Consider the following 13,951-nt stretch of genomic DNA (forward strand, 5'->3'; position numbering starts at 1 on the left):
TCGAACAAATAGCGCAAATCAGATCGCTGGGAAAGCGTCTGTTCGCATTATGTTCTACTATTCTTTTCCGTGCAGCGCCTTACCCACACTATCAACATAGCGCCCCAGCAGGCGGGAAAAGGCGGCGATATCTTCGGCGGGCCAATCTTTGTAGACCTCGATCGCTTTGGTCCATTTCAGGTCGCGATAGGCGGACAGCAGGTCAATCGCTTCTTGTGTAAACTCTAGGATGGATTTGCGCCCGTCGCCCTGAGACGCGCGGCGGCGGACCAGGCCGCGTTTGATCAGATCACTGGCCACGCGGCTGGCGCGGGACGGATCGATGTTCAATTCTTCGGCCAGCAGGCCGATTGTCGCCTCTTGCGGGGCATCACGGCCAATGCCGTAAATGATCCGCGCAACCGCCGTCATTGCATAGAACTGGCCAATATCGACGTCCGAATCCATTTCCGCCAACAACTTGCGCGGCACCTCGCCTTTGGACGACATGCGGTGCCATTGGAAAATGATGGCGTCCAGTTCCAGCAGGTTTTCAATAGCATCAGGTCCAAACCCCGCAGCAGTCAGGGTTTCAGGAACATCGGCGTGAAAATGGGGCGGTAATTTCATCATAAGCCTTCTTTGCCCGTAAATACGCACATGTCAAATACATGCCATGCACATTTATGTGCGATTGACACATATTTAAATCGCGCTTTATTTAGAAACAACAGTTTTCCAAATCGAATTGACCGCCATGACTGACATTCCCGCCCCCACAACAAAACCTCACGAAGGTTCAACGCGATTGATCATCGGATCAATCGGCATCCTTTTGTTACTGGCCGCATTAGACCAGACCATCGTTTCCACCGCACTGCCAACAATCGTTTCAGATTTGGGCGGGTTAGAGCACCTAAGCTGGGTCGTGACAGCCTATATGCTGGCCTCCACCATTGTCGCACCATTGTACGGTAAAATCGGCGATCTTTATGGCCGACGAAATACCGTGTTCGTGTCGGTGGGCCTGTTCCTGCTGGGGTCTGCGCTGTGCGGATTGGCGACCTCGATGACGTTCCTGATTCTGGCGCGTGCCCTACAGGGCCTAGGTGGCGGGGGCCTGTTCGTTCTGGCTCTGTCGGTGATCGGAGACGTTATCCCCCCACGTGAACGCGGCAAAGTTCAGGGCATTTTCGCCGCTGTCTTTTCCATGTCGTCGGTCGTTGGCCCGCTGATCGGCGGCTGGTTCGTCGAAGCCTTCAGCTGGCATTGGATTTTCTACATCAACCTGCCGTTCGGTATTCTGGCCGTCATCGGATTTGCATCGGCATTCAAACCAACGGGTAAACGCACCAAACACGCGATTGACTGGTGGGGGGCTGCTGCGCTGTCGGTCACTTTGGCCACGCTGACATTGGCCACATCGCTGGGCGGTTCAACGATCGCATGGGATTCGCCGCAATTCTTTGGGCTGATCGCAATCGCCGCTATCGCTTTGGTCGCTTTCATATGGATCGAACGCCGCGCACAAGAACCCATCATCCCGCTGCATCTGTTCAAAATGAACGTCTTTTGGACGACATCGGTGATCAGTTTCATCGTCGGCGCGGCTATGTTCGGATCGGTTACGTTCCTGCCGATCTACCTACAGATCGCTATCGGCGTCACGCCCACTATTTCCGGCCTTATGTTGATCCCAATGACCTTTGGCATCCTGATCGCATCGACCGCATCGGGCCAAGTCATGGGCCGAACAGGCAAATACCGCATTCTGCCGATCATGGGCGCAGTATTCATCATTGTGGGTATGTCGCTACTGACAACCATCGACCAAACAACGCCAACGATTACCTTTAGTATCTACCTAGCCATTTTCGGCATGGGCATGGGCACCACATTCCCTGTTCTGACAACGGCCGTGCAAAACGCTGTCCCGCGCGAAACGCTGGGCACTGCGACCGCTGCTGGCCTGATGTTCCGTCAGGTTGGTGGATCGCTTGCAGTTGCGGCATTTGGCGCCCTATTCGCCGCACGCTTGGCAGCCTCGCTGGGGACCGAAGTCAACATAGGCGGAGAGATCGGACCACAGATGCTCAAAGAATTACCAACCGATGCCCAAGATATGATCGCAGGCGCCGTGGTGCACGCCATCCACCCCGTATTCTGGTGTGCGGCTGGTTTGGGTGTCCTTGCGCTGCTTATCTCTTTGATTTTGCGAGAGGTTCCCCTGAAAACGCATAATCACTAAAAACCAGACCAGCGGCATATAATCGATTATCTTACCAAATATATTTGTTGGCGCTAACATATCGTCAAAAATTGATTTACGCCGCTGGTCAAATCTCCTAGACCGATTCTGCATCTGCAAAGAGGAGCGGGTTTTTATGGCCGAATTTAAAAAGATTTTGATCGCCAACCGTGGCGAAATCGCGATCCGTATTATGCGTGCAGCAAACGAGATGGGTAAGAAAACCGTCGCTGTTTACGCCGAAGAGGACAAACTGGGCCTGCACCGTTTCAAAGCGGACGAAGCCTATCGCATTGGCGAAGGATTGGGCCCTGTCGCCGCCTACCTGTCGATAGACGAAATGATCCGGGTTGCGAAAATGTCCGGCGCTGATGCGATCCACCCAGGCTACGGCCTGCTGTCGGAAAACCCTGAATTCGTTGACGCCTGCAAAAAGAACGGCATCACGTTCATCGGCCCCAAAGCGGAAACCATGCGCAAACTGGGCGACAAAGCCAGCGCGCGCCGCGTCGCAATCGAAGCAGGCATTCCCGTTATCCCAGCGACCGAAGTGCTGGGCGAAGATATGGACATCATCCGCGCGCAAGCGTCGGAAGTTGGTTACCCCTTGATGCTCAAGGCCTCTTGGGGCGGTGGCGGGCGCGGTATGCGTCCGATCCTTTCCGAGGAGGAGCTCGAGGAAAAGGTCCGCGAAGGCCGTCGCGAAGCGGAAGCCGCTTTCGGCAACGGCGAAGGTTATCTGGAAAAGATGATCACCCGCGCCCGCCACGTCGAAGTCCAGATTCTGGGCGACAAAAAAGGCAACATCTATCACCTGTGGGAACGCGACTGTTCGGTACAGCGCCGCAACCAAAAGGTCGTGGAACGCGCCCCTGCCCCATATCTGTCCGCCGCGCAGCGTGAAAAACTGTGTAATTTGGGCAAAAAGATCTGCGAACACGTGAATTACGAATGCGCAGGCACTGTTGAATTCCTGATGGATATGGATTCAGGCGAATTCTATTTCATCGAGGTGAACCCACGCGTTCAGGTCGAACACACCGTCACCGAAGAAGTCACCGGCATCGACATCGTGCGCGCGCAAATCCTGATCGCCGAAGGCAAATCCATTGTCGAGGCAACAGGCTGCGCATCGCAATACGACGTTCAGCTGGACGGCCACGCATTGCAGTGCCGCGTCACGACCGAAGACCCGTCCAACAACTTTATCCCTGACTATGGCCGCATCCAGACATACCGCTCTGCGACCGGTCCGGGCATCCGTCTGGACGGCGGCACCGCCTATTCAGGCGCTGTGATCACCCGCTATTACGATTCGCTGCTGACCAAAATCACCGCGCGCGCGCCAACGCCTGAAATGGCGATTGCGCGTATGGACCGCGCCCTGCGCGAATTCCGTATCCGCGGCGTGTCCACGAACATCGAATTCGTGATCAACCTGCTGAAACACCCGACGTTCCTGAATTACGAATACACCACGAAATTCATCGACACGACGCCGGACCTGTTCCAGTTCCACAAACGCCGTGACCGCGCGACCAAAATTCTAACCTACGTCGCCGACATCACCGTCAACGGCCACCCAGAAACCGCTGGCCGCGCCAAACCTCATGCCGAAGCCAAAGCGCCAAAGCCCCCTGTCCTGCCTGGCAAGGGCGAAGCGCCAAGCGGCACCCGCCAAATTCTGGACCAATTCGGCCCAGAGGCGATTGCCGACTGGATGCACCAGCAAAAACAACTGCTGATCACCGACACCACCATGCGTGACGGCCACCAATCGCTGCTGGCAACCCGTATGCGTTCGATCGACATGATCAACGCGGCCCCTGCCTATGCGCAAAACATGTCTGGCCTGTTCTCGGTTGAATGCTGGGGCGGCGCGACGTTCGATGTGGCCTATCGTTTCTTGCAGGAATGCCCATGGCAGCGCCTGCGCGACATCCGCGAAAAAATGCCAAACATCATGACGCAAATGTTGCTGCGTGCGTCGAACGGCGTTGGCTACACCAACTACCCTGACAACGTGGTGCAGGAATTTGTGCGACAGGCGGCCGTTTCGGGCGTCGATGTGTTCCGCGTGTTCGATTCCCTGAACTGGGTCGAAAACATGCGCGTGGCGATGGACGCCGTGATCGAAGCAAACAAAGTCTGCGAAGGCACCATTTGCTACACCGGCGACCTGCTGGACCCTGCGCGTTCGAAATACGACCTGAAATACTATGTCGGCATGGCCAAGGAACTCGAGGCCGCTGGCGCCCATGTTCTGGGCCTGAAAGACATGGCAGGTCTGTTGAAACCCGCCGCTGCGACCGTTCTGGTCAAAGCCCTAAAGGAAGAGGTCGGCCTGCCCGTCCATTTCCACACGCACGACACATCGGGCGCATCGATCGCAACCGTTCTGGCGGCATCCGCTGCTGGTGTTGACGTTGTTGATGCTGCAATGGACGCATTTTCGGGCGGCACATCGCAGCCGACACTGGGTTCCATCGTCGAAGCCCTGCGCGGTTCCGACCGTGACACAGGTCTGGATATCGCATCGATCCGCGAAATTTCGAACTACTGGGAACAGGTGCGCGGCCAATACACCGCGTTCGAATCCGGCCTGCAATCGCCCGCATCCGAAGTGTACCTGCACGAAATGCCAGGCGGTCAGTTCACCAACCTCAAGGCGCAGGCGCGCAGCTTAGGGCTCGAAGAACGCTGGCACGAGGTCGCACAGGCCTATGCTGACGTGAATATGATGTTCGGTGACATTGTCAAAGTGACCCCTTCGTCCAAAGTTGTCGGCGATATGGCCCTGATGATGGTGTCGCAGAACCTGTCGACTGCACAGGTGATGGACCCGAAAACCGATGTGGCATTCCCAGATTCGGTCATCGACATGATGAAAGGCAGCCTTGGTCAGCCTCCGGGTGGTTGGCCAGCAGATATTCAGGGCAAGGTTCTGAAAGGCGAAAAAGGGTTCACCGATCGCCCAGGCAAACACCTGAAACCTGTTGACCTAGAGGACGTCCGCGCAGACCTGTCCAAACAGCTGGACGGCAAAACCATCGATGACGAAGACCTGAACGGTTACCTGATGTATCCAAAGGTTTTCCTGGACTACATGGGCCGTCACCGCACCTATGGTCCGGTTCGCACCCTGCCGACCAAAACATTCTTCTACGGCATGGAACCGGGCGAAGAAATCAGCGCTGAAATCGATCCGGGCAAAACGCTCGAGGTTCGTTTGCAGGCTGTGGGCGAAATGGATGAAAACGGCGAAGTCAAAGTGTTCTTCGAACTCAACGGCCAGCCACGCACCATCCGCGTTCCAAACCGCGCAGCAACCGCGAACAAAGTCGCCCGACCAAAGGCCGAGGCAGGCAACGCAAACCACATCGGCGCCCCAATGCCGGGCGTTGTGGCCACCGTTGCAGCCGTTGCCGGCAAAGAGGTCAAAGCAGGCGATCTGCTGCTGACCATCGAAGCGATGAAAATGGAAACGGGCATCCACGCGGAACGCGACGCGGTGATCAAAGCCGTTCACGTCACCGCAGGCGGCCAAATCGACGCCAAAGATCTGATGATCGAACTGGAATAAACGTTTCAAATTGACGCGATCAAAGGGCGGGACATGTTCCCGCCCTTTCTTTTTGTGATGGCCTCGTTACGCTGACAAAATCGGAGGAGCCTATGCCACTAAACACCACCGCCGCCGAAATGGTGGCCCGCGCCCGCGAACGGATTCGCGAAATCGAAACCGCAGACCTGATCGAACGGTTGGGCGATTCCGATTTGGTGATTGTCGACATCCGTGATGTGCGCGAAAGACAGCGATCTGGCTATATTCCAGGGTCATTTCACGCCCCGCGCGGCATGATCGAATTTTGGATCGACCCAACAAGCCCCTATCACAAAACAATTTTTGCCGATGACACGAAAACCTTTGTATTTCACTGCGCTTCGGGCTGGCGGTCGGCACTGACGGTCGAAACCCTTGCAAATATGGGGTTTGATGCGGCGCACCTGCGGGATGGGTTCACCGACTGGGTTGCCAAAGACGGGCCTGTCGAAGGGCTGGAATAAAAAAAACATCACAACCGTGCATTTTCCACTTGCGGCCCCCCGCTACATTTCCTAAATCACGCCCACCGAAACGGAAGCGGGCGTAGCTCAGGGGTAGAGCATAACCTTGCCAAGGTTAGGGTCGGGCGTTCGAATCGCCTCGCCCGCTCCAGTTTCGAAACATATACTTACCGGTCGCGGGCGTAGCTCAGGGGTAGAGCATAACCTTGCCAAGGTTAGGGTCGGGCGTTCGAATCGCCTCGCCCGCTCCAGTAAGTATCAAAAAACGGCGTCCTTCGGGACGCCTTTTTTTGTTTGTAACTGATGCAGCCCGACAACCGAATTTCCCTGCGTTATTTTCGCGGCTTGGCCTGCCCTGCCCGCGCGCCTATAAAGCCGTGACTTTAATCGGAGGCCCCATGCGCACCGCATCGATCACGCGTAACACACACGAGACGTCAATCGAGGTTGAACTGAACCTTGATGGCACCGGCAAATACGACAACCAAACCGGCGTTGGTTTCTTTGACCACATGCTGGACCAACTGTCGCGCCATTCGCTGATCGACATGACCATCCGCGCCAAAGGCGATTACCACATCGACGATCACCACACCGTCGAAGACACAGGTATCGCCATCGGTCAGGCATTGGTCAAAGCCTTGGGCGACAAAAAAGGCATCAACCGTTACGGCCACTTTGCGCTGGCGATGGATGACACGCAGGTGCGTGCGGCGCTGGACCTGTCGGGCCGTTCGTTCCTTGTCTGGAATTGCCCCTTCACCGCAGAGAAGATCGGCACATTTGACACTGAACTTGTGCGTGAATTTTTTCAGGCGCTATCGCTGCACGGCGGCATCACGCTGCACATCGATTTGGTGCACGGCGTAAACAGCCACCACATCGCAGAATCCGCGTTCAAAGCGGTCGCCAAAGCGCTACGCATGGCCGTGGAAACAGACCCGCGTATGGCGAACAGCCTGCCTTCGACCAAAGGTGCGCTATGAGCCTGATCGCGCTAGTCGATTATGACGGCGGCAACCTGCATTCGGCGCACAAAGCGTTCGAACGCATGGCCGCCGAAGTGGGCACAGGCACCGTTGTTGTCACGTCCGAACCAGACGTCGTAGCCAAGGCAGACCGCATTGTTCTGCCTGGCGACGGCGCATTTCCGCATTGCCGCGAGGCGCTATCCAACGCGGGCGGATTGGCCGAGGCGATCACCCAAGCCGTTGAAAAGGATGGGAAACCATTCATGGGCATCTGCGTCGGCATGCAGATGCTGGCGACTGTTGGGCATGAATACAAAGAAACCGCAGGCTTTGACTGGATCGGCGGTGAGATCGTGAAAATCGCGCCATCGGATGCGTCGCTGAAAATCCCGCACATGGGCTGGAACGATCTGGTAATCGACAACCCTCACCCCATTTTGGACGGCGTCCAATCGGGTGAACACGCGTATTTCGTGCACTCGTACCAGATGAAAGTGGCAAACCCTGCCCACCGCATTGCCCATGTGGATTACGCAGGCGACATCACGGCATTGGTCGGTCGCGACAACATCGTTGGCGCACAGTTCCACCCCGAAAAATCCCAAGCCACCGGCCTGCGGATCATCGCCAATTTCCTGCGCTGGAAACCCTGATCTTTCTGCACCTGCGGAACGGCTATTTGGAGCGAATCCTTTATGCTGCTAACCTGCGCCGGCAGGAGGAGATCAATGCAACATATAGAGATCGCGGTATACCGCGCACGACCGGGCATGCGTGCCCGAATGCATGAACTTTCCCAAAGTCGGCTGCCAATTTTACGCAGACTGGGGTACGTAACAGACAGATCTGAGCAGCGCTGGTCAGATCAACGCACGATGATTGAAACGCTGGAATGGTCGGACGACAACAACGAACGCGCCATGCACCACCCAGATTTCAGGGCGCTGTCCGTTCGCATGGCCGAAGTCGCAGACATTACATTGGTCAGCGATCTAGCCGCCGCCGAAGCGCTAACGCATCAGGGCGAATAATTAAATTGCAAAGGGGCGCTGATCGCGCCCCTTTATCGTTTTTAGTTGCGGGTCCAGGTTCCGCCTTCGCGGCAAATACCCAAAACGCAGCCCGAAACTGACAGGCTGTTGCCCGACAAGACCAGTTTCGAATTGTAGGTTTTGTCGCGATCCGGCGAATAGACTTTGCCCGCATAGGTGCCGTCACCATTCGCAGTGGTATCCCAGATCAACTGGCGACCAACATTTTCCGATGCGATTTCAGCGCCGGATGCATCGAACGCTTTGACCAGAGTTCCGCACAACATGGCGCCGCATGGGGCAACCGTGATCAGGCCCGAATTGCCGTTGTCATCAGGGGCTGTGCGCCAGTTTCCTTCGAGCGGGTCAGCAAATGCCGCGCCAGCGGACAAAACAGCGAATGCGGCCCCGAGTAGTAGTTTTTTCATATGATCCTCCCGTTTCATTGGTTTGATCCTGCGCTTCTTGTTTGATTCCGCGCAACATTGACGTTGGGTCGGGGCGGCCTTTGTTGCATTTGCCCCCTGCCCGTGCATAAGGGCGGCAACACGAAAACAAAGGTGCCCAGATGATCCTATATCCTGCGATTGATTTAAAAGATGGTAACGCGGTTCGCCTGTACAAAGGCGAAATGGATCAAGCGACCGTTTTCAACGAAAACCCAGCCGCCCAAGCGTTGGAATTTGTGAACGCGGGCTGCGAATGGCTGCATCTGGTTGACCTGAACGGTGCCTTTGCGGGCGAACCTGTGAACGCCGCCCCCGTCGAAGCAATTCTGAAACAGTGCAAAGTGCCTGCGCAGCTGGGCGGCGGCATTCGCGACATGGCAACGATCGAACGCTGGTTGGACAAAGGTCTGTCGCGCGTGATCCTAGGCACAGTTGCGGTGGAAAACCCTGATCTGGTGCGCGAAGCCTGCAAAGAATTCGCAGGTCACGTGGCCGTTGGCATCGACGCACGCAATGGCCGCGTTGCGACCAAAGGCTGGGCCGAAGAAACCGACGTTATGGTCATCGATCTGGCAAAATCGTTCGAAGACGCGGGCGTGTCTGCGATCATCTATACTGACATCAACCGCGACGGCGCGATGCAGGGCCCTAACGTCGAAGCAACGGCAGAGCTGGCCAACGCAGTCTCCATCCCCGTGATCGCATCGGGCGGCGTGTCGTCGTTGGATGATCTGCGCAATCTGAAAAACTGCGGCGCGGCATTGAACGGCGCGATTTCGGGCCGCGCGCTATATGACGGCGCGATTGATCTGGCCGAGGCGCTGTCCGTGCTAAAAGCCTGATCCGTTCACATATCGGTAAGAACGCGGGGTCCAATCGGGCCCCGTTTTCTTTTTCCTTGCGGTGAAAACTATGCGGGTCTATCAGGCCCCCAACCGGTCGCAGCCTACCCGGTCATCAAAACAAGGGACACATTATGAAGACTATCGTTATCTGCTCTGGCGGGCTGGATTCTGTTTCGCTTGCCTACAAAGTCGCGGCTGAGAATACTCTGACCCGCCTGGTGTCGTTCGACTACGGTCAGCGCCACGCCAAAGAAATCGACTATGCCGCCCGCGCGGCGCAGGCGCTGAAAGTGCCGCACACTGTTATCGATATGCGCAACATCGGTGCGACCCTGACGGGGTCCGCGTTGACCGACGATATCGACGTGCCGGACGGTCACTATGCCGAAGAAACCATGCGCATCACCGTTGTGCCGAACCGCAATGCGATCATGCTGACGATTGCATTCGGGATCGCAGCCGCAAATCAGGATGACGCCGTGGCGACCGCCGTTCACGGCGGCGACCATTTCATCTATCCTGACTGCCGCCCTGCATTCACGGAATCGTTCAACGCCATGCAAAAGGCCGCATTGGACGGATATGCGGACGTGACGCTGTACACGCCGTTCGTTCACGGATCCAAGGCGGAAATCGTCACCGCGGGTGCAGCTGTGAACACGCCATTCGCGGACACTTGGTCGTGTTATAAAGGCGGCGAAAACCATTGCGGCCGCTGCGGCACCTGCGTTGAACGCCGCGAAGCGTTCCATCTGGCGGGCGTCACCGATCCAACCATTTATGACGATCCCGATTACTGGAAACAGGCGATTGCCGAACGGGGGAACGCCTAATGTTTCGTATCAGCAAAGAATTCCATTTTTCGGCCTCTCACCAGTTGACCCACCTGCCCGACGATCACCAATGTGCGCGTCTGCATGGGCATAACTATATCGTCGTGGTGGAACTGTCGGGCGCGGATCTGAACAGCGATGGGTTCCTGCGCGATTATCACGAACTGAAACCGCTGAAATCCTATATCGACGACAACTTTGACCACCGTCACCTGAACGACGTAATGGACGGCTATTCGACGGCCGAAAACATGGCGAAACATTTCTACGACTGGTGCAAAGCGCGCTGGCCTGAAACGTCTGCCGTTAAGGTATCGGAAACCCCCAAAACATGGGCAGAGTACCGTCCATGACCCTGCGCATCGTCGAAATTTTCGGCCCAACGATCCAAGGCGAAGGCGCCTTGATCGGGGAACCGACCGTGTTCATCCGCGCGGGCGGCTGTGACTATCGGTGCAGCTGGTGCGACAGTCTGCACGCCGTCGACAGCGAATTTCGCCACACGTGGAAACCACTGTCCGACGATCAAGTGTGGGAACAGGTGACGGCGCTGACAGGCGGTACGCCCCTGACGATTTCGATTTCGGGCGGCAATCCCGCCATTCAGGATTTCAGCGGCGTGATCGCGCGAGGCAAATCCGAAGGCTATAAATTCGCCTGCGAAACCCAAGGGTCGTTGGCAAAGCCGTGGTTCGGCGATTTGGACACTCTGGTTCTATCCCCCAAACCGCCCAGCAGCGGTGAAACGTTGGATTGGGATGCGTTCGATGCCTGCGTGACAGCGGGCAAATCAGCAGGCCAAACGGTGATGAAGATCGTCATTTTCGACGACACCGATTACGCATGGGCCAAAGACGCGCACGCCCGCTATCCTGACATGGCGCTGTACCTGCAACCCGGCAACCCCGAGGTTGACCCAGACGTGCCCGTCGATCCCCAAGGATTGGCCGATCGCCTGCTATGGCTCACTGAAAAAACGATGGACGACAAATGGTTCGCCCCGCGTATCCTGCCGCAGCTACATGTCCTGATCTGGGGCAACAAACACGGCGTTTGAAAGGAAACTGATATGACTGACAGCATCTACAGCAACCTACAGCAATTGGGCGGCGCAACCGTTGTGCCACAAAACCCAGAAGAGGCCGTTCTGGAACGCGTTCAGAACCCTCAGGCGGATATCGAATACAACGTCCGCTTTACCGCGCCTGAATTCACATCGCTGTGCCCAATGACGGGCCAGCCTGATTTCGCGCATCTGTGCATCGATTACGTGCCCGGTGAATGGCTGGTGGAATCGAAATCGCTGAAACTGTTTTTGGGATCGTTCCGCAACCATGGCGCATTCCACGAAGATTGCACCATTTCCATTGCCCGCCGACTGGTCGAATTCCTAGACCCGAAATGGCTGCGCATTGGTGGGTACTGGTACCCACGCGGCGGCATCCCGATCGACGTCTTTTGGCAGACGGGCGAAATGCCCGCCGGCGTTTGGATCCCCGATCAGGGCGTACCGCCCTACCGTGGCCGCGGTTAAACCGACCCCGCTTCGACAAAGAAATTCTGGGCGGTGCACATCGCGGCATCGTCCGACGCCAAAAACAGCACCATGCGGGCGACATAGACCGGTTCGATCAGATCGGGCAGGCATTGGTTCGCGCGGTGCGCCTCTAACGCTTCGGGCGTGGCCCACAGGTCTTTCTGGCGGTCGGTCATGATCCAGCCGGGGACGACCGTATTAACGCGGATACGGTGCGGCCCCAGATCGCGGGCCATCCCGCGCGTCAATCCATGCACCGCCGATTTCGCCGTTGTGTAGGACGGCATGCCGCCCGCGGATTCCCACCAACTATTCGACCCCATATTGATGATCGATCCTGCGCCCTTTTCGATCATGTCATCGGCGACCGCCTGAATGGCAAAAAACATATGGCGCAGGTTTGTGGCCTGACGTTCGTCCCAGTATTCGGGCGTTACATCGCGCCAATTGTGGCGATCATCACGGGCGGCGTTGTTGACCAACACATCAGCAGGGCCGACTTCGGATTTCAGCGCAACCAGCGCACCGCGCAGCGCGTCGATATCCGTCAGATCCGCATCGGCAAAGGTCACATCCCCATCGACGCCGTCCATCAACGCAATCGCCGCGTCCACGTCGCGATCCACAAATCCGACCCGCGCGCCTTGCTGCGCAAAGGCACGCACCATTTCTGCGCCAATGCCTGATGCCCCGCCTGTGATGTAGACGACTTTATCCTTTAGGCTTGGATAGTTTGCGAATTCCATAACTGCCTCCCTTTTTCATATCTTGCGCGAAGGATCGCTTGCCCAGCAACCGTTCCCCGCGTATTCAGGCCCCATGCTAAAGACCCGTATCATACCTTGCCTAGATGTGGCCGACGGCCGCGTTGTCAAAGGCGTCAATTTCGTTGGCCTAGTTGATGCTGGCGATCCTGTCGAAGCCGCCAAAGCCTATGATGCTGCTGGCGCGGACGAATTGTGTTTTCTAGACATCCATGCGACCCATGAAAACCGTGGCACCATGTTTGATCTGGTCACCCGCACGGCAGAGGCATGTTTCATGCCGCTCACCGTCGGCGGCGGCGTTCGCACCCACGAAGACGTGCGCGCATTGCTGCTGGCAGGCGCGGACAAGGTATCGTTCAACTCTGCCGCTGTGGCTGACCCGAATGTGCTGACCGATGCCGCAATGCGGTTCGGATCACAGTGCATTGTCTGCGCGATCGACGCCAAAACGGTTGAACCGGGCCGCTGGGAAATTTTCACCCACGGCGGTCGCAAACCCACAGGCATTGATGCAGTCGAATTCGCCATCACCGCGATGGAAAAAGGCGCGGGTGAAATCCTGCTGACCTCGATGGACCGTGACGGGACCAAAGCGGGCTTTAACCTGCCCCTGACCAAAGCCATTTCGGACGCCGTCGACATCCCCGTGATCGCATCGGGCGGCGTTGGCAATCTGGACCACCTTGTCGAAGGCGTGACCCACGGCGGCGCATCTGCTGTTCTGGCGGCCTCCATCTTCCACTTTGGCACCTACACCATCGGCGAAGCCAAACAATACATGGCGGATGCTGGCATCCCAATGAGGCTCTGATGTCGCTGTATGATCTAGATAAAACCATCCAGTCGCGCAAAACCGCAGACCCAGACAGTTCGTGGACCGCGAAACTATTCGCCAAAGGCCCCGAAAAATGCGCCGAAAAATTCGGTGAAGAGGCAGTAGAGGCCATCATCGAAGCCGTCAAAGGTGACCGCGAAAAACTGATCGGCGAAGCAGCCGACAGCCTATACCACCTGCTGGTCATGTGCGCCGCCCGCGACATCACGCTGACCGACATCGAAGCAGAGCTGGACAAACGCACCGGCCAGTCAGGCATCGCTGAAAAAGCCTCTCGCGGTTAAGTCGCACCCAAAATACGCAACTTCAGAAAACCGCGCATTTTTATGCGCGGTTTTTTTGCTCATCTTACAGGCGTGCGTTTGACCAAAACCCATATCAAAAATAC

General features: G+C 56.7%; 16 protein-coding genes and 2 tRNA genes. 15 read left to right on the forward strand and 3 right to left on the reverse strand.

The window, feature by feature from the left end; all coding sequences use genetic code 11:
- Positions 1-57: 57 nt before the first annotated feature.
- The gene (locus ACXAGA_RS01080; RefSeq protein WP_475115678.1) at positions 58-612 is read right to left on the reverse strand and encodes a MarR family winged helix-turn-helix transcriptional regulator; all 555 of its coding nucleotides are present in this window, start codon (positions 610-612) and stop codon (positions 58-60) included.
- 124 nt (positions 613-736) lie between these two features.
- Here ACXAGA_RS01080 and ACXAGA_RS01085 point away from each other — a divergent pair, with 124 nt between their 5' ends.
- The 8 genes from ACXAGA_RS01085 to ACXAGA_RS01120 all read left to right on the forward strand — a co-directional run bounded on the left by ACXAGA_RS01085 (position 737) and on the right by ACXAGA_RS01120 (position 8,297).
- Complete coding sequence (locus ACXAGA_RS01085; protein ID WP_475115679.1) at positions 737-2,227, forward strand: MDR family MFS transporter; 1,491 nt, start codon at positions 737-739, stop codon at positions 2,225-2,227.
- A gap of 136 nt (positions 2,228-2,363) precedes the next feature.
- Positions 2,364-5,810 (forward strand): pyruvate carboxylase, encoded by a 3,447-nt coding sequence (locus ACXAGA_RS01090; protein WP_475115680.1) that lies wholly within the window; start codon positions 2,364-2,366, stop codon positions 5,808-5,810.
- Positions 5,811-5,902: 92 nt separating this feature from the next.
- Positions 5,903-6,295 (forward strand): rhodanese-like domain-containing protein, encoded by a 393-nt coding sequence (locus ACXAGA_RS01095; RefSeq protein WP_475115681.1) that lies wholly within the window; start codon positions 5,903-5,905, stop codon positions 6,293-6,295.
- A 76-nt stretch (positions 6,296-6,371) separates the two neighbouring features.
- A tRNA-Gly gene (locus tag ACXAGA_RS01100) sits at positions 6,372-6,446 on the forward strand.
- A gap of 25 nt (positions 6,447-6,471) precedes the next feature.
- Positions 6,472-6,546: transfer RNA gene (locus tag ACXAGA_RS01105), tRNA-Gly, on the forward strand.
- A gap of 147 nt (positions 6,547-6,693) precedes the next feature.
- Positions 6,694-7,281 carry an imidazoleglycerol-phosphate dehydratase HisB gene (hisB, locus tag ACXAGA_RS01110; protein WP_475115682.1) on the forward strand — a complete coding sequence of 196 codons (588 nt, stop codon included), beginning with the start codon at positions 6,694-6,696 and terminating at the stop codon, positions 7,279-7,281.
- Entirely contained in the window at positions 7,278-7,919 is a 642-nt protein-coding gene (gene hisH, locus ACXAGA_RS01115) for an imidazole glycerol phosphate synthase subunit HisH (RefSeq protein ID WP_475115683.1), read from the forward strand. Before hisB ends, hisH begins: the two co-directional genes overlap by 4 nt.
- 222 nt (positions 7,920-8,141) lie before the next feature.
- Positions 8,142-8,297 (forward strand): hypothetical protein, encoded by a 156-nt coding sequence (locus ACXAGA_RS01120; protein WP_475115684.1) that lies wholly within the window; start codon positions 8,142-8,144, stop codon positions 8,295-8,297.
- Positions 8,298-8,338: 41 nt separating this feature from the next.
- Here ACXAGA_RS01120 and ACXAGA_RS01125 read toward each other — a convergent pair whose 3' ends face one another.
- Entirely contained in the window at positions 8,339-8,725 is a 387-nt protein-coding gene (locus tag ACXAGA_RS01125) for a DUF2147 domain-containing protein (protein WP_475115685.1), read from the reverse strand.
- Positions 8,726-8,865: 140 nt separating this feature from the next.
- Between ACXAGA_RS01125 and hisA the strand changes: the two genes are divergently transcribed.
- From hisA to queF, 5 genes are all read left to right on the forward strand, one after another.
- On the forward strand, positions 8,866-9,588 hold the full coding sequence (gene hisA, locus ACXAGA_RS01130) for a 1-(5-phosphoribosyl)-5-[(5-phosphoribosylamino)methylideneamino]imidazole-4-carboxamide isomerase (RefSeq protein ID WP_475115686.1): 723 nt from the start codon (positions 8,866-8,868) through the stop codon (positions 9,586-9,588).
- A 134-nt stretch (positions 9,589-9,722) separates the two neighbouring features.
- Positions 9,723-10,424 (forward strand): 7-cyano-7-deazaguanine synthase QueC, encoded by a 702-nt coding sequence (queC, locus tag ACXAGA_RS01135; RefSeq protein ID WP_475115687.1) that lies wholly within the window; start codon positions 9,723-9,725, stop codon positions 10,422-10,424.
- Positions 10,424-10,777 (forward strand): 6-carboxytetrahydropterin synthase QueD, encoded by a 354-nt coding sequence (gene queD / locus ACXAGA_RS01140; protein ID WP_475115688.1) that lies wholly within the window; start codon positions 10,424-10,426, stop codon positions 10,775-10,777. Before queC ends, queD begins: the two co-directional genes overlap by 1 nt.
- The gene (gene queE, locus ACXAGA_RS01145) at positions 10,774-11,481 is read left to right on the forward strand and encodes a 7-carboxy-7-deazaguanine synthase QueE (protein WP_475115689.1); all 708 of its coding nucleotides are present in this window, start codon (positions 10,774-10,776) and stop codon (positions 11,479-11,481) included. Before queD ends, queE begins: the two co-directional genes overlap by 4 nt.
- A 12-nt stretch (positions 11,482-11,493) precedes the next feature.
- A complete protein-coding gene (queF, locus tag ACXAGA_RS01150; protein WP_475115690.1) occupies positions 11,494-11,958 on the forward strand; it encodes a preQ(1) synthase in 465 nt (154 codons plus the stop codon).
- Here the strand turns inward: queF and ACXAGA_RS01155 are convergent.
- On the reverse strand, positions 11,955-12,707 hold the full coding sequence (locus ACXAGA_RS01155) for an SDR family NAD(P)-dependent oxidoreductase (protein ID WP_475115691.1): 753 nt from the start codon (positions 12,705-12,707) through the stop codon (positions 11,955-11,957). The two genes, queF and ACXAGA_RS01155, sit on opposite strands and share 4 nt — an antisense overlap.
- A 73-nt stretch (positions 12,708-12,780) precedes the next feature.
- On the opposite strand from ACXAGA_RS01155, the gene hisF reads away from it, so the two are divergent.
- Both hisF and ACXAGA_RS01165 read left to right on the forward strand, forming a co-directional pair.
- On the forward strand, positions 12,781-13,539 hold the full coding sequence (hisF, locus tag ACXAGA_RS01160) for an imidazole glycerol phosphate synthase subunit HisF (protein WP_475115692.1): 759 nt from the start codon (positions 12,781-12,783) through the stop codon (positions 13,537-13,539).
- Positions 13,536-13,847, forward strand: coding sequence for a phosphoribosyl-ATP diphosphatase (locus tag ACXAGA_RS01165; protein ID WP_475116206.1), 312 nt, complete (start codon positions 13,536-13,538; stop codon positions 13,845-13,847). The genes hisF and ACXAGA_RS01165 overlap by 4 nt, the downstream gene beginning before the upstream one ends.
- The last annotated feature ends 104 nt before the right edge of the window (positions 13,848-13,951 follow it).

This window comes from Marivivens sp. ABH4_498 (assembly GCF_056160585.1).